This is a genomic window from Pseudomonas sp. NFACC02, assembly GCF_900110765.1.
Classification (GTDB): Bacteria; Pseudomonadota; Gammaproteobacteria; order Pseudomonadales; family Pseudomonadaceae; genus Aquipseudomonas.
Window position 1 is genome coordinate 38,247 of record NZ_FOEO01000034.1, and the last position, 20,470, is coordinate 58,716.

The following is a 20,470-nucleotide window of genomic DNA, read 5'->3' on the forward strand; positions in this document are numbered from 1 at the left end:
TGCAACCGGGTAAGAGGTTGATACGACTGCTGCGCAGCCGATCGCGGGCAAGCGCGCTCCTACAGTTACGCGCAACGGCGGCCATCTTCGGGTGGCCGTTTGCGTTTCAGTGAAGTTTCATCATTAATGAGCCACTGGACCTTTAGTCTCGTCAGCGTTCAGACAGCTTCCATACAGCACGCGCGTACGAAGCTGTCCCCCTGCGCTCATTAAGGAAGCCCTATGCGAGTCGTGACATTTAAAACCCTCGCCTTATCGGTCGTTTTCGCCGTCAGTTCGCCCGTGTACGCCATTGCGCTGGAAGGCGGAGCCGTGGCCGCGCCTGACCAGTACGGCGCCGACGTGGCCGCGCAGATCCTGAAAAAAGGCGGCAATGCGGTCGACGCCGCCGTCGCTACGGCGTTCACCCTGGCCGTGACCTACCCCGAAGCTGGCAACATTGGCGGTGGCGGGTTCATGACCCTGTTCATGAAGGGCAAACCTTACTTTCTCGACTACCGCGAAACCGCCCCCAAAGCCGCCAGCCGCAACATGTACCTGGATGAGAAGGGCGACGTGATCCCGGGCATGAGCCTGGTGGGCGCTCGCGCATCCGGCGTGCCCGGTACGGTGATGGGGTTGTGGGAAGCGCATCAGAAGTTCGGCAAGCTGCCGTGGGCCGAGTTGCTGACCCCCGCCATCGGCTATGCGAAAAACGGTTTCAAAGTGGCCGACAAGCAATACATGTACGGCGAAGCTGCGATCAAACAGCTCAATGGCAAGACCAACTTCGGCGACTATTTTGGCGGGATGAAGGCGGGGGAGACGTTTCGTCAGCCGGAACTGGCCAAGACGCTCGAGCGGATCGCGGACAAGGGCGCGAACGAGTTTTACCAGGGCGAGACCGCTAATCTGCTGGTCGCGCAAATGCAGCACGACAACGGCTTGATCACCAAACAGGATCTGGCCGATTACAAAGCCGTGTGGCGTAAGCCGTTGCGCGTCAACTTCGATGGGAACACCCTCTATACCGCGCCCCTCCCAAGTTCCGGCGGTGTGGCGTTGGCGCAGTTGATCGGCATCAAGCAGCAATTGAGTGACGATTTCAAAGGCGTGCCACTCAACTCGGCGCGCTAAATTCACCTGTTGGCGGAAATCGAAAAGCGCGTATTCGCCGACCGCGCCAACTACTTGGGCGACCCTGATTTTTCACAGGCGCCGGTGAGCCAACTGACCGACCATGTGTATCTGGTTCAGCGCGCCCATGAGGTGAACCCGAACGCGATTTCTCCCACCGAGCACATCAAGGCCGGGCTCGAATCGCACCAGACCACCCACTTCTCCATCGTCGATTCCAAGGGCAACGCGGTCAGCAACACCTACACCTTGAACTGGGATTACGGCAGTGGCGTGGTGGTCAAGGGTGCGGGCTTTTTGATGAACGACGAGATGGACGACTTCAGCGCCAAACCGGGTGTGGCCAATGCCTTCGGTGTGGTGGGCGGCGATGCCAACGCCATCGAGCCGGGCAAGCGCATGTTGTCGTCGATGAGCCCAAGCCTTGTGACACGCGACGGCGCAGTGACCCTGGTGCTGGGCACCCCGGGCGGGTCGCGGATTTTCACCACGGTCTTTCAGGTGCTGAACAACCTCTACGATTTCCACATGCCGTTGAAGGATGCCGTGGCCGCGGCGCGAGTGCATCACCAACTGTTGCCAAAGGACACAATCTTTACCGAGAAATTCGCGCCTTTGCCGACCCCGGTAGTCGAAGAGCTTGAAACCATGGGCTACACGCTCAAGGATCAGGGTTGGTCGATGGGCAATGTGCAGGCAATCAAAATCGACGGCACGAAAGTCGAAACCGCGTCCGACCCGCGTGGGCGGGGAGTGGGGAAAGTGGTGAAGTGACCGGCTGATGGTTCCCACGCTCTGCGTGGGAAAGCATTCTGGACGCTCCGCGTCCGTATAGAGTGACGCGGAGCGTCACGGTCGGCATTCCCCACGCGGAGCGTGGGAACGATCACAGTATCAGCGTCGTGCTCAGGTATTCGGCACGACGCGGACCCTGTAGGAGCCGTCCGAGGTTACGAGGGCAGCGAATGCGGTGTATCAGTCACCGTTGATGGCGCTGACCCAATGCTTTCGCCAGCAAGCCGGCTCCCACACGTCTGCGGTCTGGACATAAGTTCGTGAGTCAGCCCGGACGCTGTAGGAGCCGTCCGAGGTTACGAGGCGGTGGGTCAGTCACTGTAGATGACGCTGACCTGACGCATTCGTCGGGATGCCGCCCAGACCAGGCTCACTCCCACAGGTTTTATGTTCTCCGCGATTCTGCGGCGAACCCGTCACGACGACCTGTTAATGATGCTCACGCGTCGCACGGAATTTGATGTCCGGCCAGCGCTCTTCCATCAAGGCCAGATTGACCCGGGTGGGCGCCAGGTAGGTCAGGTGACCGCCGCCGTCCAGTGCCAGGTTTTCCACCGCCTTGTTCTCGAATTCCTCGAGCTTCTTCTTGTCGCTGCAGTCGATCCAACGGGCTGACCACACGGTGATCGGCTCGTAGGCGCATTCGACCTTGTACTCTTCCTTCAAGCGACTGGCGACCACATCGAACTGCAGCACCCCGACGGCGCCGAGGATGATGTCGTTGCTGCGTGTCGGGAAGAACACCTGCGTGGCGCCTTCTTCGGCCAACTGTTGCAGACCCTGACGCAATTGCTTGGATTTCAGCGGGTCCTTCAGACGGACACGACGGAACAGTTCCGGCGCGAAGTGCGGAATGCCGGTGAAGCCCAGCGCTTCGCCTTCGGTGAAGGTGTCGCCGATCTGGATCGTGCCGTGGTTGTGCAGGCCGATGATGTCGCCAGCGTAGGCTTCTTCCAACTGTTCACGCTCGCTGGAGAAGAAGGTGAGCGCGTCACCGATGCGGACATCCTTGCCGGTGCGGACGTGGCGCATTTTCATGCCCTTGTCGTACTTGCCCGAACAGATGCGCATGAAGGCGATACGGTCCCGGTGTTTGGGGTCCATGTTCGCCTGAATCTTGAACACGAAGCCGGAGAATTTCTCTTCGACCGGCTCGACGGTGCGCTCGTTGGCGACCCGTGGCAGCGGCAGCGGCGCCCAGTCGACGACCGCGTCCAGCACGTGATCGACACCGAAGTTGCCGAGTGCCGTACCGAAGAACACCGGCGTCAACTGACCGTCCAGGAACTCCTGCTGATCGAAGGTGTGGCAGGCGCCCTGAACCAGCTCAAGCTGCTCGACGAAACGGTCGTATTCGTCGCCCAGGTGGGCGCGGGCCTCGTCGGAATCCAGCTTCTGGATGATCCTGGTTTCGGTGCGTTCGTGACCGTGGCCAGCGGTGTAGACGATGATGTAGTCGTCGGCCAGGTGATACACGCCCTTGAAATCACGGTAGCAGCCAATCGGCCAGGTGATCGGCGCGGCCTTGATCTTCAGGACCGCTTCGATCTCGTCGAGCAGCTCGATCGGGTCGCGGATGTCGCGGTCCAGCTTGTTGATGAAGCTGACGATCGGCGTGTCGCGCAGACGGCAGACGTCCATCAGCGCGATGGTACGCGGCTCTACGCCCTTACCGCCGTCGAGCACCATCAGCGCCGAGTCCACCGCGGTCAGGGTGCGGTAGGTGTCTTCGGAGAAGTCTTCGTGGCCCGGGGTGTCGAGCAGGTTGATCATGTGTTCGCGATACGGGAACTGCATGACCGACGTGGTAATGGAAATACCACGCTGCTTTTCCATCTCCATCCAGTCGGAGGTGGCATGGCGATCGGATTTACGGGATTTGACCGTACCGGCGACGGCAATGGCCTTGCCCATCAGCAGCAGCTTTTCGGTGATGGTGGTCTTACCGGCGTCCGGGTGAGAAATAATGGCGAAAGTGCGGCGTTTCGCGACTTCGGCGGCCTGTCTGGTCATGGGAAATCGCCCGAGAGGTGATTCAAAAAAGGGCCGGGATTATAGCCTAAATGAAGGCGATAACCGAACCGTTCAGTCGATAAAGGGTGGCCAAATAGCATCTCACGTGGGAACCTTTGCGGCTGTGGAGGCGTCCACTCCCTCGTAACGACACGTTGCCGGGGCTGCAAAATCAGCAAGTTAGCTTGACGAAGCTGCGCTCATGGCTTGTGTTTTCGCCGAGGTTCAACCCTTCCCGGCGACCCACCCGCTGCTCTTCGCGAACGTTCGCAGACTGCCTGACAAGGCCAGCTCCACGCGAGGCGTTCGCCGACTGAAATAAGGAGTCCGCCCGTGGCTAATCGCTATGGCAAGGGGCTAATGGGAGGTGTGATTGTCATCGCACTCCTGGCCCTGCTGGTCCAATGGATCGGCATCAATACCATCAGGCAGTATCAGGACGATCTGCTGTTTTACCTGCAAGCTCATGTGATGCTGGTGCTGGCATCGATGCTGGCGGCACTGGTGGTCGGAATCCCGACCGGCATTGTCTTGAGCCGACCGAACATGGTTGGCCGCGCCGAACGCTTCATGCAGATCTTCAACATTGGTAACACCGTTCCTCCTCTCGCCGTTCTCGCCATTGCCCTGGGTGTTCTGGGTATTGGCAGCGGGCCTGCGATCTTCGCTTTATTCCTCGCTTCGTTGTTGCCCATCGTGCGCAACACCTACGAAGGCCTGAAAAACGTTCAGGGTTCTCTCAAGGAAGCTGCCATCGGCATCGGCATGACACCGCGTCAGGTGTTGTGGCGCGTCGAGCTGCCCAATGCCGTGCCGATCATCATCGGTGGCGTGCGGGTTGCGCTGGCGATCAACGTCGGCACCGCGCCGCTCGCCTTCCTGATCGGTGCCAACAGCCTTGGCAGCCTGATCTTCCCCGGCATTGCCCTGAACAATCAGCCGCAACTGATACTGGGCGCCGCATGTACTGCGTTGCTGGCCCTGCTCCTCGATGGCGCCGTGACCCTGGCAAGCCGTCTGTGGCTGGAACGTGGCCTCGCTCGTTGAGCGCAGAGAAAGGAATTCGCATGAAGAAGTTATGCACATTAATACTGGGCGCCGGCCTGTTGTTGTCCGGATTTGCCCAAGCGGCCGAGCAACCGTTGCTACGCATTGGCGCACGTGTTTTCACCGAGCAGACCATCCTCGCCGAGCTGACCGCGCAATACCTGCGCGACAAGGGCTATCAGGTCCAGATCACTGGCGGCCTGGGCAGTAACCTGGCGCGCAGTGCGCAGGAATCCGGCCAGCTCGACATGCTCTGGGAGTACACCGGGGTCTCGTTGGTGTCCTACAACCATGTCAACGAAAAACTCGACAGCGAGCAGACCTATCAGCGGGTGAAAGAACTCGACGCGAAGAAAGGTCTGGTCTGGCTCTCGCCGTCAAAATTCAACAACACCTATGCGCTGGCGCTGCCGGACAAGGTCGCCCGTCAGTACCCGCAGATCAACACCATCTCCGAACTGACCACCGTGCTCAAGGATGAGGCCGACAAGCATCATATCGTCGCCCTCGATACTGAGTTCGCCAACCGCTTCGACGGACTGGTGGGCATGGTCAAGCACTACGACATGAACCTGAGCCGCGAAAACACGCGCCAGATGGACGCCGGTCTCGTCTATACCGCGCTGCGCAATGGTCAGGTCTTCGCGGGGCTGGTCTACACCACAGACGGTCGCCTGAACGCGTTCAAACTCAAGGTGCTGAAAGACGACAAGCACTACTTCCCGGACTACACCGCAGCGCCGGTGATTCGCAAGGAATACCTGGACAAGCATCCGCAACTGGCCGAGCAGCTCAAACCGCTGGCAGCGTTGTTGGATGACCAGACAATGATCGGCCTGAACGCGCGCATCGACGTCGATCACGAAAGTCCTGCCGTCGTGGCCGCCGATTTCCTGCGCACGCATCCGATCAATCCCTCCGCTGACAGCGTGCCGATCAAACCCACGCCAGTAGAGCAGCAGGAGAAGAAACTATGAGCTTGCTCAGCGCTTTCTCCCATCTGGACTGGAATCAGGTCATGCACCTGACCCTGCAACACATCACGCTGGTGGGCATCGCGGTGTCGCTGGCCATCCTGGTCGGCGTGCCGCTGGGCGTTTTCATGACGCGCTTTCCGGCACTTGCCGGTCCCCTGCAAGCCAGCGCGACGGTGTTGCTGACCATCCCGTCGATTGCCTTGTTCGGGCTGCTGCTGCCGTTCTACTCGAAGTTCGGCCAGGGCCTGGGCCCGATGCCGGCGATCACGGCGGTATTTCTTTATTCGCTACTGCCGATCATGCGTAACACCTACCTGGCACTTACGGGTGTCGAGCCGGGTATTCGCGAAGCCGCGAGAGGCATCGGCATGACCTTCGGCCAGCGCCTGCGCATGGTCGAACTGCCGATTGCCGTGCCGGTGATTCTCGCCGGTGTGCGCACCGCCGTGGTCATGAACATCGGCGTCATGACCATCGCCGCCACCATCGGCGCCGGTGGCCTTGGCGTGCTCATCCTCGCTTCCATCAGCCGCAGCGACATGTCGATGCTCATCGTCGGCGCCGTACTGGTCAGCATTCTGGCCATCTTCGCTGACCTGCTTCTGCAATGGCTGCAACGCTCGCTGACTCCAAAAGGATTGCTCAAATGACTGTCAAAACCATGATCGAACTTCAAAATCTGACTAAGACCTTTCAGAGCAACGGCAAGGAAGTGAAGGCGGTCGATTCCGTGAGCCTGACCGTCAACGAAGGCGAGATCTGCGTGTTCCTCGGCCCGTCGGGCTGCGGCAAGAGCACGACGCTGAAAATGATCAACCGCCTCATCATGCCAACCTCCGGCAAGGTGCTGATCAACGGCGAAGACACCACTCAACTCGATGAAGTGACCCTGCGGCGCAACATCGGCTACGTGATTCAGCAGATCGGTCTGTTTCCTAACATGACCATCGAGGAAAACATCGTGGTTGTGCCCAAGCTGCTGGGCTGGGACAAACAGAAGTGCCACGACCGCGCGCGTGAGCTGATGAGCATGATCAAGCTTGAGCCCAAGCAGTACCTGCACCGTTATCCCCGTGAACTGTCAGGTGGACAGCAGCAACGGATCGGTGTGATTCGCGCGCTGGCGGCCGACGCACCCCTGCTGCTGATGGACGAACCGTTCGGCGCGGTCGACCCGATCAACCGCGAGATGATCCAGAACGAGTTTTTCGAGATGCAGCGGGCTCTCAACAAGACCGTGATCATGGTCAGCCACGACATCGACGAAGCCATCAAGCTCGGCGACAAGATCGCAATTTTCCGCGCCGGCAAGCTGCTGCAAATCGACCACCCGGACACCTTGCTGGCGCATCCAGCCGACGACTTCGTCAGCAGCTTCGTCGGTCAGGACAGCACCCTCAAGCGCCTGCTGCTGGTGAAAGCCGAAGACGCGGCAGACAACGCACCGTCTGTCAGCCCTGAAACCCCGGTCGCCGATGCGTTGGAGATCATGGACGAACAGGACCGCCGTTACGTGGTGGTCACCGACGGCGACAACAAGGCCATGGGTTACGTGCGCCGCCGCGACCTGCATCGCCAGAGCGGCACCTGCCAGCAATACCTGCGCCCCTTCAACGCCACGGCGGCCTACGACGAACACCTGCGCATCCTGCTGTCGCGCATGTACGAGTTCAACCGTTCATGGCTGCCGGTGCTCGATGCCGAGAACGTGTTCCTGGGTGAAGTGACGCAAGAGTCGATCGCGGCCTACCTGAGTTCAGGTCAGTCCCGGGGCAAGAAGACCAGCATCGTTTCGCCAGCGGAAGTGGCGGAGCAGGCTGCGGGTTAACTCCGAGGACCGGCCAGCCCGGCATTCGCGATCAGGGGAACATCGTCCTGTCACATCGGTCGGTTACTACAGGGTGATTGACAGACGCGAATGCCCGTCTGGCAAAAACGGGCAGAAACGCGACATTTTTTGTTGATCTTGAACCCCTCAGGTCCTAAAGTTCGCGCCGAACGTCCATGCTGGAAACGATCCATCCGGCTCAAGTACTGACGACGAGACAGCAAGGCCAAGGGAACCCGCGTCCCATGGCCTTTTTGCTTTCGGCGAACAGCCTTGGGAAGTAGGCGAACCAAAGTGGGGATACGGAGGACGTTCAAGAGGGCAAGGCCCTCACACCCATTGTTTTTTACCGTTTGCCAACAGGAGTCCCCCGCATGTCGATTCAGGTCGAAGATTATTTCGAGAAAAGCACCTTCGATAAAATGAAGGCGTTCGCCGACAAGCAAGAAACCCCGTTCGTGCTCATCGACACATCGATGATCAGCAAGGCCTACGATGACCTGCGTGCAGGTTTCGAATTCGCCAAGGTTTACTACGCAGTCAAGGCCAACCCGGCCGTCGAAATCATCGACTTGCTCAAAGAGAAAGGTTCGAGCTTCGACATCGCGTCGATCTACGAGCTGGACAAAGTGATGGGGCGCGGCGTGGGCCCTGAGCGCATCAGCTACGGCAACACCATCAAGAAATCCAGGGACATTCGTTACTTCTACGAGAAGGGCGTGCGCCTGTACGCAACCGACTCCGAAGCCGATCTGCGCAACATCGCCAAGGCCGCACCGGGCTCGAAAGTCTACGTGCGTATCCTCACCGAAGGCTCGACCACGGCCGACTGGCCTTTGTCGCGCAAATTCGGTTGCCAGACCGACATGGCCATGGACCTGCTGATCCTGGCTCGCGACCTGGGCCTGGTGCCTTACGGCATTTCCTTCCACGTCGGTTCGCAGCAGCGCGACATCAGCGTCTGGGACGCCGCGATTGCCAAAGTGAAGGTGATCTTCGAGCGTCTGAAAGAAGAAGACGGCATCGAACTCAAGCTGATCAACATGGGTGGCGGCTTCCCGGCCAACTACATCACCCGTACGAACAGCCTGGAAACCTACGCTGAAGAAATCATCCGTTTCCTCAAGGAAGACTTCGGTGACGACCTGCCGGAAATCATTCTCGAGCCGGGCCGTTCGTTGATCGCCAACGCCGGTATCCTGGTCAGCGAAGTCGTGCTGGTTGCACGTAAATCCCGTACCGCGGTCGAGCGTTGGGTGTACACCGACGTGGGCAAGTTCTCCGGCCTGATCGAAACCATGGACGAAGCCATCAAGTTCCCGATCTGGACCGAGAAGAAAGGCGAAGTCGAAGAAGTCGTGATCGCCGGCCCCACCTGCGACAGCGCCGACATCATGTACGAGAACTACAAGTATGGCTTGCCGCTGAACCTGGCCATCGGTGATCGCCTGTACTGGCTGTCCACCGGCGCGTACACCACCAGCTACAGCGCGATAGAGTTCAACGGCTTCCCGCCGCTGAAGTCCTTCTACATCTGAGTGGTGGTGAAATAAAAGACGGCATCCCGAGGGATGCCGTTTTTTTTCTAGAAGCGAAAGCGCAGGATGTTATCGAACGTGTGATTGATCAAACGCAGCGCCTCCCGCGCAGGAATGACTGCCAACTGCGCGCGCGTGTTGATGCTTCGTGGGGATTGTTTCGCGTCCAGCGCGGCAAGGCCGCAACGCGTCGCCTCCAGTAAATCGGACAGGCGCCCGCAGTAGATGCCCATGTTCGCCGCCGATAACATCGTCGAACACAGGCTTCGGTCGTTCCACTCCACTTTGCTTATCGCGGACGTCATGTTCTCGTCGGGCGTCAAGATGCGGTTGAGCGTGTCCGGCTCTTCTGCCTTGCTTTCCCCCTTGATCAGGTTGTTCACCCGGGCGTAGGTGCAGATGCTGGTGTTCATGAAGTCCATGAGCCGGGGGATGACCGCAATGGCCACCTCAGCGATTTTCAGGCATTCCTGTTGACGGTTCTTGAACTCTGCACACTGTGCTTGAAGCGTTGCCAGTTCCACGCTCAGCGAATCCGGACGGGCCTTCACGTGTTCAAGCAAGGTATTGAGCGTGCTGCGAGTGGTGTGGTGCAGTGCGCGGAGCTCTGCCGAAGTGAAGCCCCACAATGTGCTTCCTGCCAACGCCTTTGCCAGCACCTCATCTAATGCGGGTTCCCGGGATTTCCCGTATTCGTCCGTGGGTACCAAGTCCAGTCCTACCTTGAACGCCTCGATACGGCTTGGGAGATTTTTCAGGTAGGTCATATGAAAGCCGAGGTCCTCGGCGTCTCTGTACTCTATGTAATGTATCGCCACACAACGGTCCTCGCGCCGGACGACGGAGCACAAAATGACGTGCCCCGCGCCTGGCTTTACGTCGAATCAGGTGATGGTCCGAATGTAATCAGACAGCTTTTGCAGCGTCTGTACCACGTCTGACAGTTGGTCTTCCTGGCCAGTATCCGTTTGGGAGATGTAAGCCGTTACCGCTTCGATCGTGTCAATGACCTGGTTGGCCTCGATGACAACCTGACCGCGCAAGTCATCGAACGCGTAAGCCTGCAGGATCAATTTGATGGAGTCGTTGTTTTTCGCCAACTGGTCCTCGAACGCTTTCAGTTGCCCGGTCAGCTTATCCAGCCGCTCGTTCATGCTGTCGCGTAAATCGATCAGGTCCAACAGCTTGAGTCCCTTCTGCACATCCCCAATGAATTCGCTCCCGATCTTAAGTCCGGCCTCGACGATTTCAACTTGCGGGGGCTGCATGCCGGCATCGGCCAACGTCTTCGCCGTCAGAATGGTGTCGTTCAGAAGGGTGGCAAAGTCTTTGGTTTCAATCAAAGCGATGGCACTGGTCACCGCTGAGCGCTGGGTACTTAGCTGTGCGGTCGCAGACTCTGTGGTCTCCAATTCCTGACTCACCAGCTGATTGTTCTGCTTGAAGACTTCAATTTCCGTGTCTGTCGTAAAACGGTCAAGTTCTTCAGAGATATCAGCGAGTGCTTTGCGAACATTATTCGCCTGTTGGGTTATTTTTCCGCTCACTTCGACGACAGCACCGTTAATGTCTTCGGCGATTTCTTTCAGATCACTTTCCGTTGCCGTCTTGCGTTCCAGCTGCAAATTTTTTAAAGCAGCCATCCCACTGTTCAGGATCACAGGAATGGCCGAGGCGGTGTCTCTGAGCGCCGTTTCAACTGAAGTCAGGTAGCGATACGAAAAACTGATTTTTGCTGCAAGAGAAGGCAGATAATCCGTGCTCAACGACAGTGACTGCACGTGTGAGTTGGCCAGTCCGGCCACGCGAATGTTATTTCTCAAGGCCTTGATGTCTACAGGTTTGAAAACATCGTTGTTGTTAAGGTAAGTAATATTGCTCATGTTATAGATGTCCGTATTCTTTTCGAAAGGCGTCGTCTGCTTCTGAAAAAACAGTCAGTAATTTGTCAGCGTCTCGTTTGATGTTGGCCCACGGGACAGCCACCAGTTCGAACGCGTTCATGAGTCGGCGTAATGAAAGTGCGTTGGTCACTTTGTTCGCCTGATTGACGGATTCGGTCATGTAGGTATCGAGAGCGGTCCATACAACGGTCAGGTTTTTGGTCGCAATGTCTGCATCAAATACGAGTTCTTGCAAATCGCTGATGTCGAAACGCACCCGTTGCAGCGCACCGTTTATTTTGTTCTGCCGCTCAAGTTCAATGATGGACCGGTTCTGCGCTGCTCGCAGCGCATTGAGATCTTTCCGGATCTTCTCAGCCTGTACGCTGAAGTAGATACCTGCGACGAGCACGACGACCCCGGTGCCCACGGCGATGCCTACCGCTTTCTTGTATTCCTGTTGTTTTTCATCGATGCGCCTGGCTCGCTCCTCAATCTCGGCATTTAGCCGCGAAATTTCAAGGGGCTGCTTTCGATTGTCAATGCTGCGCAGCTTGATCTGGACCGTAGGCATTACTTTGGTGGACAGTTCTTCGGCGAAGTCGTTGAGCCTGGCGTTTAATACGTTAGTCGCTGTCTGGCGCTCACGCACCAGATTCCCGACTTCCTGAATATAATTCACAAAGTCGGCGCGATCGGCAGGGTTGATGTTGTCCGTCACCTGCGTGCGCAAGTCCTGATATATTTCCTGGATACCGTGTTGATACGTTTTTATCTGGTCGGCAAATACGCTTAATTCGCTACCAATGTTCATCATGTCTGCACGGATCGGAGCCCATTGCAGCGCATGGTTACGGATAATAGTGAAACTCTCCTGAAAGTTTTTCGCTTCAAGATTGGCACCCGCACCACTTTCATAACCCAGATAACCAATCACATCCTTGAGTATCACCGGGAGACTCAATCCGCGAACTTCATAGCGTTTCAGATTGACCAGTTGACTCCGGGTGAGGATAAGACCAGGCTCACGGAAAACGTCAGGTGTGTTGCTGGCGGCGGCGGAAACTAAAGTATCTGGCAGCGCCTGAGCCTGTTCAAGGGCTTCACTGGCTACCGGTTGATCGTCCACCGCTGTGGAATTGTCAGTAATCATCATTCATTAGTCCATTAATGAAAAGAGATAAAAGTAATAAGAAGCGTCCTGATTAATGTCGGCTTCTGAACTTAATATGAGTGAAAACGGTATGAGCGTCAAAGACCAACCTGAGAATGTTGAATTCAGGATGTTTCTTTCAGTCAGGCGCTAAACAGGCGAGGAAGAAGGGAAAAAAGCTAGTGAGTGTTTCGTAAGAAGTGGGTCAGTGCGGTGCGATCATTAGCGTTACCGTGTTCTGCTGCCCGTTGATGATAGGCCAGGGCCAACGCGCGAATCTCTGGATGGGGTGAGGACAACAGCGTCTGACGGCTGACCCGCAGAAAGTTGAGGTTGCCTGTGCGCAAAGCGATTTTTAGCCAGTCGATGGCTTCTTCGACAAGACCTTGATCGGCCAGAACGGCGGCGTGGCTGAATTGCCCTCGAAAGTCCCCGCCTTCTGCCGAGCGGCGATACCAGTGATGCGCGGCAGCGAGGTCCTGTTCGCAGCAGATACCGTCTTCCAGGTAACGCCCCAACAGATTCATCGATTTCGCATGGCCCATGTTCGCGGCCTTGCGGTAACAGGCCAGCGCCCGCGCCTGGTCCTTGTTCACCCCGCGACCGGTCGCCAGCAGGTTCCCGTAGTTGTAAAAGCCCCAGTCCAGTTCCGCTTCGGCGGCTTGTCGGTAGTACTCGGCGGCCTTGGCGGCGTCGGGTTCGCAGCCCCATCCGTGCTCGTGGCAACGCCCGGCCATGTTGATCGCCATGGCGTGACCGCTGCGGGCGGCGATCTGGAACCAGGTCAGCGCCAGCGCCGCATCCTGCTCGATGCCGGTGCCATCGAGCAGGATCTGCCCGAGCAGGGCTTGTGCGTCCGGTAGGTTCTCCTGAGCGGCGACGAGGATCGCACGCGCCGCACTGGCAGGATTGTCCTGCAGCATCGCGCGCAGTTGTTCGCCATCGAGGACTTCCTGACGTCGCAGATTCCAGCTCATCGATCAGACCTCGACCCACTGGCGCAGCAGGTTGTGATAGGTGCCGGTGAGTTGAATAAGCGACGGATGATCGGGCACATCGCGGCTCAGTTGCTGAATCGCGGTGTCCATTTCGAACAACAACGTGCGATGGCCGTCATCGCGCACCAGGCTCTGGGTCCAGAAAAACGAGGCGTAACGCGCGCCGCGTGTCACGGCATTGACCTTGTGCAGGCTGGTGGCGGGATAGAGCAGCAGATCGCCCGCAGGCAATTTCACCTCACGGGTGCCGAACGTGTCCTGAATCACCAGTTCGCCGCCGTCGTAATCGTCCGGGTCACTGAAGAACAGTGTCGAGGACAGGTCAGTGCGCACGCGTTCGATACTGCCCTTAGCCTGGCGCACCGAGTTGTCGATGTGAAAGTCGAAACTGCCGCCGCCGGTGTAACAGTTCACCAAAGGTGGAAACACTTTGTGCGGCAGGGCGGCCGACATGAACAAGGGGTTGTGCCACAGCCTTTCAAGCAGCGCCGCACCGATCTCTTTGGCCAGCGGGTGGCCTTCGGGCAATTGCAGGTTGTGCTTGGCTTTTGCCGACTGGTGACCGGCGGTGATCTTGCCGTCCGCCCACTCGGTCTGCTCCAGGGCTTCACGGATGCGCTGCACTTCCTCAAGGGTAAACAGGCCAGGAATGTGTAGGAGCATGGCGTCGCCACTCGGAATCGAAAAGGTAGCGAATGGTAGTGATTCTTATTGGCTGTGTAAAACCCTGCAGGCGCGCGTAGACGCACGCGTGTGAAAAAAGCGTAAAGGGAAAATGTAAAGAATGTAAGTTTTGTGCGAATACAAATGATTCCCAACTATATTTCGCGACCTCAACATTCCTTGGGGAAGGAAATTCACTATGTCGCGCCTCTCGTCACAACCCGCTGTCAGTTCACCACGGCTTCTCGCATCCGCGATTGGCATGGCCGTCACTGCGATGTCTGCCTCGCAGATGACCCACGCCGCCGAAGAATCGGAAAAGGCCAACGGTGGCGCAATTTCGCTGGGCGCGACCAGCATCAATGGCGAGGCTGTCGAGTCCACGGACTACAAGACCGAGAGAGGATCATCGCCCAAGTACACAGCGCCTTTGGTCGACACGGCGAGATCGGTCACCGTGGTGCCTCAGCAAGTCTTGAAGGACACCGCCGCCGTTTCGCTGCAGGACGCCCTGCGCACCGTGCCGGGAATCACCTTCGGTGCGGGGGAGGGCGGTAACCCGCAGGGCGATCGTCCCTTCATTCGTGGCTTCGATGCGCAAGGCGACACCTATATCGATGGCGTTCGCGACACAGGCGCCCAGACGCGGGAGATTTTCGATATTGAATCGATCGAGGTCAGCAAAGGCCCGAACTCAGCCATGGGTGGGCGTGGCTCCGCGGGCGGTAGTCTGAACCTTGTCAGCAAAATGCCAAAAGCCACCGACTTCACCGACGGCAGCTTTACCTACGGCACCGATCAGACGCGTCGCTACACTCTGGACGTCAATCGCAAGTTTCTGGATGACGCCGCTTTTCGCCTGAACCTGATGAGCCATGAGCAGAACGTCGCCGGTCGCGATGCCGTGAATTATGATCGCTGGGGCGTTGCTCCCTCGGTCACCTTCGGCCTTGGCACTGAAAACCGCCTGAATCTCAGCTACTACCACATGCAGAGTGACGACCTGCCCGATTCGGGAATTCCGTACGGCTTCGCCTCGCCGACCGCAACCGCTCACGTGCATGACAAACCGGACGATGGCGGCAACAGCAACAACTTCTACGGTCTGAAGGACCGGGACTTTCGCAAGACTCGAACCGACATCGCCACGATCAGTTTCGAGCATGACTTCAACGAAGACATGACGCTGAAAAACACTTTCCGCCACGGTAATTCAGGCCAGGACTACATCCTGACTCAACCGGATGACAGCAAGCTCAACGTCAACCGCTATGGCACCGTGTGGCGTCGTGCTAACTCGCGCGTTTCGAGCACCGACACTACCACCAACCAGACGGATCTCTTCGGGTCGTTCCAGGTGCTGGGTTTCAAAAACAATTACTCCACCGGTATCGAGCTTACCCGCGAGAAGACCCGCGTCAGCGGTTACAGCAACAGCACCAGTGCGCTGACCAACTGTTCCCCGACCGGCACCGGCAACAGCGTTTCGGGCAACTGCACCTCGCTGGCCAATCCCAATCCGGATGATGCCTACGGCGGGACCATCACCCGCAACTACGCAACTACAGAGACTGCTGCAAACACGCGCTCGATCTATGCATTCGACACACTGGAGTTGACCCCTCAGTGGTTAATCAACGGCGGGGTTCGTTACGACAGCTTTGATGTCACGGCCAATTCGCCGACCGTTCACGCTGGCAGCGACACTAACTTCTGGAACTGGCAAGCGGGCATCACCTACAAGCCTGCTGACAACGGCAGCATCTATGTGTCTTTCGCGACCTCGGCGACCCCTCCGGGTGGGCTGGTCGGTGAAGGCCAGGACGGTAACCCGCTGACCGCCGGCACTGCGACGAGCGATCTGGAACCTGAAACCACCAAAAACTACGAAGTTGGCACCAAGTGGGACTTGTTCGACGAGCGTCTGTCGCTGACGGCTGCAGTGTTCCGCACCGAGAAGGACAATACGCGCGTTCTGGTCAGCAGCGGCACCTACCAGAATGCGGGTAAGTCTCGCGTGGACGGTGTGGAGCTGTCGGCCAGCGGCAAGATCACCGACAAATGGCAGGTATTCGCCGGCTACAGCTACCTGGACAGCGAGCTGGTCAGTTCCGGTCTGGCGGGGCGTAATGGCGTCGTAACTGCCGGGGCCGCGTCAGATAATGGCAACCAGATGCCCAATACGCCCAAGCACAGCGCCAGTCTGTGGACGACTTATCAGGTTCTGCCGAAGTTGACGGTTGGCGGTGGTGCTTTCTATGTCGACGATATCTGGGGCAATACCGCCAATACCGTGTATGTGCCGTCCTACGTCCGGTACGACGCGATGGCAGCTTACAAGCTGACCAAGAACATTGATTTGCAGTTGAACGTCCAGAACCTGACGGACAAGACTTATTACGACAAGGCCTTCGCTAATCACTTTGCGAATCAGGCAGCTGGCCGTACCGCCCTGCTGACCACCAGCTTCCACTTCTAACGGTACTGGCAACGACTGAGCCCCGCTTGCGTTGGTAAGTGGGGCTCTTTGCGTAATGGGCCGTCAGATGGAACGCGTCTACAGGTGTGCCCAGAGCGGGTGGCTGATTTAACACCGAAACAGAATCATATACGGATGAGAATAAGTGCTGTTTGTGGGCATAATGTACATCGCGACGGGTTATCGAGGTGATCGAGGGTGTTGAAGAAAGTCCTGTTTCAAGTGCACTGGTTCTTCGGAATCACAGCCGGTCTGGTATTGGCCCTGATGGGTATCACCGGCGCGTTGTATTCGTTCGCGGACGAAATTGTCGATGCACTCAACCCCGAAACGCTGTTCGTGCAGCCGCAGGGTGCCCATTTGTCGCTGGCGGAAATGGTCAACAGGGTCGAGGCTCAGGCCCACGATAAAGTGTCCATGTTCCGGATCGAAACGGACAGTAACCGCGTCGCTCAAGTCTGGCTCCAGCCCCCGCCGGGGCAGCGTCGTGGCGAGATGCACAACTTCAATCCCTACACGGGCGAATTCACTGCCGATGCCATCGGGCAGGACTTCTTCAGCTTCATCCTGAACTTGCACCGCTTCCTTGCGGCAGGTGAGTACGGCAAGCAAGTGACGGCGGCCTGCACGCTGATTCTGGTGTTCTTCTGCCTGTCCGGCCTGTACCTGCGCTGGCCGCGTCAGGCGCTGAGCTGGCGTGCCTGGCTGACACTGGACTGGGCGAAGAAGGGACGAAGTTTCAATTGGGATCTGCATTCGGTGTTTGGGACCTGGTGCCTGATCGTCTACCTGCTGCTGGCCGTCACTGGCCTGATGTGGTCCTACAACTGGTTCAACAGCGGCGTAACCAAACTGATCGGCGATCCACCCGTTGCTGGCGAACAGCGCCGTGGTGGTGGGGCGCGTCCTGTCCCTGACTCGCGAGACGCTAAGCCGGTGCAGGCCGCCGCGGCGGATTACGCTGCTATCGCGGACACGATCCAGAAAACCGCGGGCCCCGATCTCAAGGCCTACAACCTGCGCATGCCGCAGGCGCCGGGGCAAATGGCAACCGTTTTTTACGTGCTCAAGAGTGCACCGCATCCACGCGCGCTGAACCAGATCACCCTCGATCCGGCCAATGGGGAGCTCAAGGCGGTTTCCCGCTACGCGGACAAAAGCTACGGCGCGCAACTGTTGGTCAGCAACTACTCACTGCACACCGGCAGTTATTGGGGCCTTCCCGGCCGCATCGTGATCACGGTCGCTGCGCTGCTGATGCCGCTGTTCTTCGTGACTGGCTGGCTGCTGTACCTGGATCGCCGTCGCAAAAAACGCGAGATTCGCACTGCGCGTGGTGAGGTTGCGGCTAGCCCTAACGTTTATGGCAGCCAGGGGCCGGCCTGGTTGATCGGTTTTGCCAGCCAGAGCGGGTTTGCCGAGCAACTGGCCTGGCAGACGGCCGGGCAGCTGCAATCGGCCGGATTGCCGGTGCGCGTGCAGCGCCTGTCTGAGATGACCGAGACTGACTTGAGTCAGAGCCGTCATGCGCTGTTTGTCGTCAGTACCTTCGGCGACGGCGAAGCCCCGGACAGCGCCCGTGGTTTCGAGCGCAAGCTGCTCGGGCGGCCATTGTCGCTGGAAAACCTAAATTACGCCGTGTTGGGACTGGGAGACCGGCAGTATCAGCATTTCTGCGGCTTTGCCCAACGTTTGCATGGCTGGCTCGCCGAGCGCGGTGGCAGCACTTTGTTCGCGCCGGTTGAGGTGGACAGCGGCGACAGCACGGCACTGCAACACTGGCAGCAACAGCTCGGCGAACTCACGGGCTCCACGCCTGCGACAGCGTGGAAAGCACCGGATTACGAAAACTGGACGCTGAGCCGACGCGACCTGTTGAATGCCGGCAGCGCGGGGTCGAAAGTGTTTTTGCTGGGGCTGACGTCGGGCGCCGGAACGGGCTGGGAAGCCGGGGATCTGGTCGAGGTCCTGCCCCGCAATCCGCAATCCGTCGTCGAGCACTTCCTCGCTGGATTGGGCATCGCAGCCGACGCGCGAGTCAAGGTCGACGGCCTGAGCGAAACCCTGGGCCAGGCCCTGAGCACTCGCCAGTTGCCTGCCAATCGCAGCCACCTGGTCGGCCTGCATGCGCAAGCGCTGGTCGATGCGTTGGTGCCGCTGGCGATGCGGGAGTATTCGATTGCGTCGATTCCCGAAGACGGTTCTTTGCAGTTGATTGTGCGTCAGGAACTGCATCCGGATGGCAGCCTGGGATTGGGGTCCGGCTGGTTGACCAAGCACGCGGCAGAGGGTACTTCGATCAGTCTTCGGGTCCGCCGCAACAGCAGTTTCCATCAGCCGAGAGACCCGGTGCCGATGATCCTCATCGGTAACGGCACGGGGTTGGCGGGTTTACGCAGTTTGCTCAAAGCACGCATCGCTCAGGGTGAACAGCGTAACTGGCTGCTGTTCGGCGAGCGCAACGCTGCACACGATTTCCATTGTGGCGATGAGTTGCACGGCTGGCTGGCGCGGGGTGATCTGGCGCGGATGGATCTGGCCTTCTCCCGCGATCAAGCCGAGAAGATTTACGTGCAGGATCGACTGCGTGAGGCGGCTGATGAGTTGCGACGCTGGCTGGCGGACGGTGCGGTCATTTATATCTGTGGGAGCCTGGAAGGGATGGCGGCGGGTGTCGATGAAACATTGAAAGCTTTGATCGGTGAAGAAGGCGTACACTCGCTGATCGAGCAGGGGCGGTATCGGCGGGATGTTTACTGATTCGGGCCCGGGCGGTATCGCTTTTACGGTTGGAGCAGTCGGAGGTTACGACGGCCGCGAATGCAGTGGGTCAGTGCCCTCACTGGTGCATGGCACAACGCATTCGCTGCCGTCGTAACCTCCGACGTCTCCCACAGGTCCGTCATCAGCCTGCAGCCGTTCGGCAGCCCAATGACTGTTTTCGCTCTTCTTACCGGCTGAGGGGAGAACTGTTTCGGCTGCGTTCAGTCTGCACCCAGGTCGCGTTTTGTGATGTCTGGACTTTCTCTGTGAGAAGGTCAAAAGCAGAACCCAGCGCAGCTTGCCGCTCTGCTTTTGACTCTGCCGAAGGCGTAGGAGCTGCCGGGGTGGCGCTCAACCTTGTCCCGTGATCTGCCGGGAACCGGCAGCAAGACCTGTGTATGCGGTGTGTCAGGCAAAACCGGATCGCCTGATTTTGCTACCGCTGCGCGCCAGATCGCGGGACAAGCCACGCTACAGTTTCGGCGTGAACCAGCAGCAGGCGGCATACCGTCAGATCGCATCCGGCCTCTAGCACAACTCCGCTTCTGCCCGCAGGGCTTAGCAACTGTCCTCCATCACATGTGCAGCTCTAAGGGTTCTGCCTGCAAGGCGTAGGAGCGTGGCTTGTCCCGCGATCTGCCGGGAACCGGCAGTAAGACCTGTGCATGCGGTGTGTCAGGCACAACCGAGCCGCCTGATTTTGCTGCCGCTGCGCGCCAGATCGCGGGACAAGCCACGCTCCTACAGTTTCGGCGTGAACCAGCAGCAGGCGGCATACCGTCAGATCGAGATCCTGGGTTTATCGAGACAGCTTCTGCCCGCAGGGCGTAGCAACTGTCTTCCTTACATGTGCAGCTCTAAGGGGGCTGCCTGCATGGTGTAGGAGCGTGGCTTGTCCCGCGATCTGCCGGGAACCGGCAGCAAGACCTGTGCATGCGGAGTGTCAGGCAAAACCGAGTCGCCTGATTTTGCTACCGCTGCGCGGTAGATCGCGGGACAAGCCACGCTCCTACAGAGACCGAGTCAATCTGACAGTTCTGCTTTTGCTCCTGCTCCTGCTCCTGCTTCTGCTGTTGATTTTGCTCTTCTACATCAATGGCTCAAACACCACAGAACGCGACTTGGGTGCAGGCCAAACGCAGGCGACGCGCAGTGGGTCGAGCGGCATGGATGCCGCGAGAGCGCCGTCAGGGCATGGATGCCCGTTCGGCGCGGGC

The 20,470-nt window shown here is 58.5% G+C and carries 13 protein-coding genes and 1 pseudogene; 8 read left to right on the plus strand and 6 right to left on the minus strand.

Annotated features, from left to right (window positions below; genetic code table 11):
• The first annotated feature begins 222 nt into the window (after window positions 1-222).
• A pseudogene (gene ggt, locus BMY73_RS21585) lies at window positions 223-1,890 on the plus strand (gamma-glutamyltransferase).
• Window positions 1,891-2,340: 450 nt separating this feature from the next.
• Here the strand turns inward: ggt and BMY73_RS21590 are convergent.
• Window positions 2,341-3,924: a peptide chain release factor 3 gene (locus BMY73_RS21590; protein ID WP_062388388.1), complete on the minus strand. Its 1,584-nt coding sequence runs from the start codon at window positions 3,922-3,924 to the stop codon at window positions 2,341-2,343.
• Between the two features lie 333 nt (window positions 3,925-4,257).
• Here BMY73_RS21590 and BMY73_RS21600 point away from each other — a divergent pair, with 333 nt between their 5' ends.
• The 5 genes from BMY73_RS21600 to BMY73_RS21620 all read left to right on the plus strand — a co-directional run bounded on the left by BMY73_RS21600 (window position 4,258) and on the right by BMY73_RS21620 (window position 9,314).
• Entirely contained in the window at window positions 4,258-4,971 is a 714-nt protein-coding gene (locus tag BMY73_RS21600; RefSeq protein WP_062388393.1) for an ABC transporter permease, read from the plus strand.
• A 20-nt stretch (window positions 4,972-4,991) separates the two neighbouring features.
• Window positions 4,992-5,948, plus strand: coding sequence for a glycine betaine ABC transporter substrate-binding protein (locus BMY73_RS21605; protein WP_092409618.1), 957 nt, complete (start codon window positions 4,992-4,994; stop codon window positions 5,946-5,948).
• Complete coding sequence (locus tag BMY73_RS21610; RefSeq protein WP_062388397.1) at window positions 5,945-6,598, plus strand: ABC transporter permease; 654 nt, start codon at window positions 5,945-5,947, stop codon at window positions 6,596-6,598. The genes BMY73_RS21605 and BMY73_RS21610 overlap by 4 nt, the downstream gene beginning before the upstream one ends.
• Before the next feature lie 11 nt (window positions 6,599-6,609).
• On the plus strand, window positions 6,610-7,776 hold the full coding sequence (locus BMY73_RS21615; protein ID WP_092409638.1) for an osmoprotectant ABC transporter ATP-binding protein OsmV: 1,167 nt from the start codon (window positions 6,610-6,612) through the stop codon (window positions 7,774-7,776).
• A gap of 374 nt (window positions 7,777-8,150) precedes the next feature.
• Window positions 8,151-9,314 carry a type III PLP-dependent enzyme gene (locus BMY73_RS21620; RefSeq protein ID WP_092409620.1) on the plus strand — a complete coding sequence of 388 codons (1,164 nt, stop codon included), beginning with the start codon at window positions 8,151-8,153 and terminating at the stop codon, window positions 9,312-9,314.
• A 47-nt stretch (window positions 9,315-9,361) separates the two neighbouring features.
• Here the strand turns inward: BMY73_RS21620 and BMY73_RS21625 are convergent, their stop codons facing one another.
• From BMY73_RS21625 to BMY73_RS21645, 5 genes are all read right to left on the minus strand, one after another.
• Window positions 9,362-10,081 carry a hypothetical protein gene (locus BMY73_RS21625; protein ID WP_092409622.1) on the minus strand — a complete coding sequence of 240 codons (720 nt, stop codon included), beginning with the start codon at window positions 10,079-10,081 and terminating at the stop codon, window positions 9,362-9,364.
• Window positions 10,082-10,198: 117 nt separating this feature from the next.
• Complete coding sequence (locus BMY73_RS21630; protein WP_092409624.1) at window positions 10,199-11,197, minus strand: alpha-xenorhabdolysin family binary toxin subunit B; 999 nt, start codon at window positions 11,195-11,197, stop codon at window positions 10,199-10,201.
• Between the two features lies 1 nt (window position 11,198).
• Window positions 11,199-12,353: an alpha-xenorhabdolysin family binary toxin subunit A gene (locus BMY73_RS21635; protein WP_092409626.1), complete on the minus strand. Its 1,155-nt coding sequence runs from the start codon at window positions 12,351-12,353 to the stop codon at window positions 11,199-11,201.
• 176 nt (window positions 12,354-12,529) lie between these two features.
• Window positions 12,530-13,327, minus strand: coding sequence for a tetratricopeptide repeat protein (locus BMY73_RS21640; protein ID WP_092409628.1), 798 nt, complete (start codon window positions 13,325-13,327; stop codon window positions 12,530-12,532).
• A 3-nt stretch (window positions 13,328-13,330) separates the two neighbouring features.
• Window positions 13,331-14,011: a Fe2+-dependent dioxygenase gene (locus tag BMY73_RS21645; protein WP_092409630.1), complete on the minus strand. Its 681-nt coding sequence runs from the start codon at window positions 14,009-14,011 to the stop codon at window positions 13,331-13,333.
• A 199-nt stretch (window positions 14,012-14,210) separates the two neighbouring features.
• Between BMY73_RS21645 and BMY73_RS21650 the strand changes: the two genes are divergently transcribed.
• Together BMY73_RS21650 and BMY73_RS21655 are read left to right on the plus strand one after the other, a co-directional pair.
• Window positions 14,211-16,490, plus strand: a complete 2,280-nt coding sequence (locus BMY73_RS21650) for a TonB-dependent receptor (RefSeq protein ID WP_092409632.1) — start codon at window positions 14,211-14,213, stop codon at window positions 16,488-16,490.
• A gap of 201 nt (window positions 16,491-16,691) precedes the next feature.
• Entirely contained in the window at window positions 16,692-19,250 is a 2,559-nt protein-coding gene (locus BMY73_RS21655; RefSeq protein ID WP_092409640.1) for a sulfite reductase flavoprotein subunit alpha, read from the plus strand.
• The last annotated feature ends 1,220 nt before the right edge of the window (window positions 19,251-20,470 follow it).

Excerpts from the sequence above, each read along its gene's own strand:
- BMY73_RS21645 (WP_092409630.1), bottom strand. The coding sequence starts at position 14,011 with ATGCTCCTACACATTCCTGGCCTGTTTACCCTTGAGGAAGTGCAGCGC.
- BMY73_RS21590 (WP_062388388.1), bottom strand. The coding sequence starts at position 3,924 with ATGACCAGACAGGCCGCCGAAGTCGCGAAACGCCGCACTTTCGCCATT.
- BMY73_RS21640 (WP_092409628.1), bottom strand. The coding sequence starts at position 13,327 with ATGAGCTGGAATCTGCGACGTCAGGAAGTCCTCGATGGCGAACAACTG.
- BMY73_RS21650 (WP_092409632.1), top strand. The coding sequence starts at position 14,211 with ATGTCGCGCCTCTCGTCACAACCCGCTGTCAGTTCACCACGGCTTCTC.
- BMY73_RS21605 (WP_092409618.1), top strand. The coding sequence starts at position 4,992 with ATGAAGAAGTTATGCACATTAATACTGGGCGCCGGCCTGTTGTTGTCC.
- BMY73_RS21625 (WP_092409622.1), bottom strand. The coding sequence starts at position 10,081 with ATGACCTACCTGAAAAATCTCCCAAGCCGTATCGAGGCGTTCAAGGTA.
- BMY73_RS21630 (WP_092409624.1), bottom strand. The coding sequence starts at position 11,197 with ATGAGCAATATTACTTACCTTAACAACAACGATGTTTTCAAACCTGTA.
- BMY73_RS21610 (WP_062388397.1), top strand. The coding sequence starts at position 5,945 with ATGAGCTTGCTCAGCGCTTTCTCCCATCTGGACTGGAATCAGGTCATG.
- BMY73_RS21635 (WP_092409626.1), bottom strand. The coding sequence starts at position 12,353 with ATGATGATTACTGACAATTCCACAGCGGTGGACGATCAACCGGTAGCC.
- BMY73_RS21620 (WP_092409620.1), top strand. The coding sequence starts at position 8,151 with ATGTCGATTCAGGTCGAAGATTATTTCGAGAAAAGCACCTTCGATAAA.
- BMY73_RS21615 (WP_092409638.1), top strand. The coding sequence starts at position 6,610 with ATGATCGAACTTCAAAATCTGACTAAGACCTTTCAGAGCAACGGCAAG.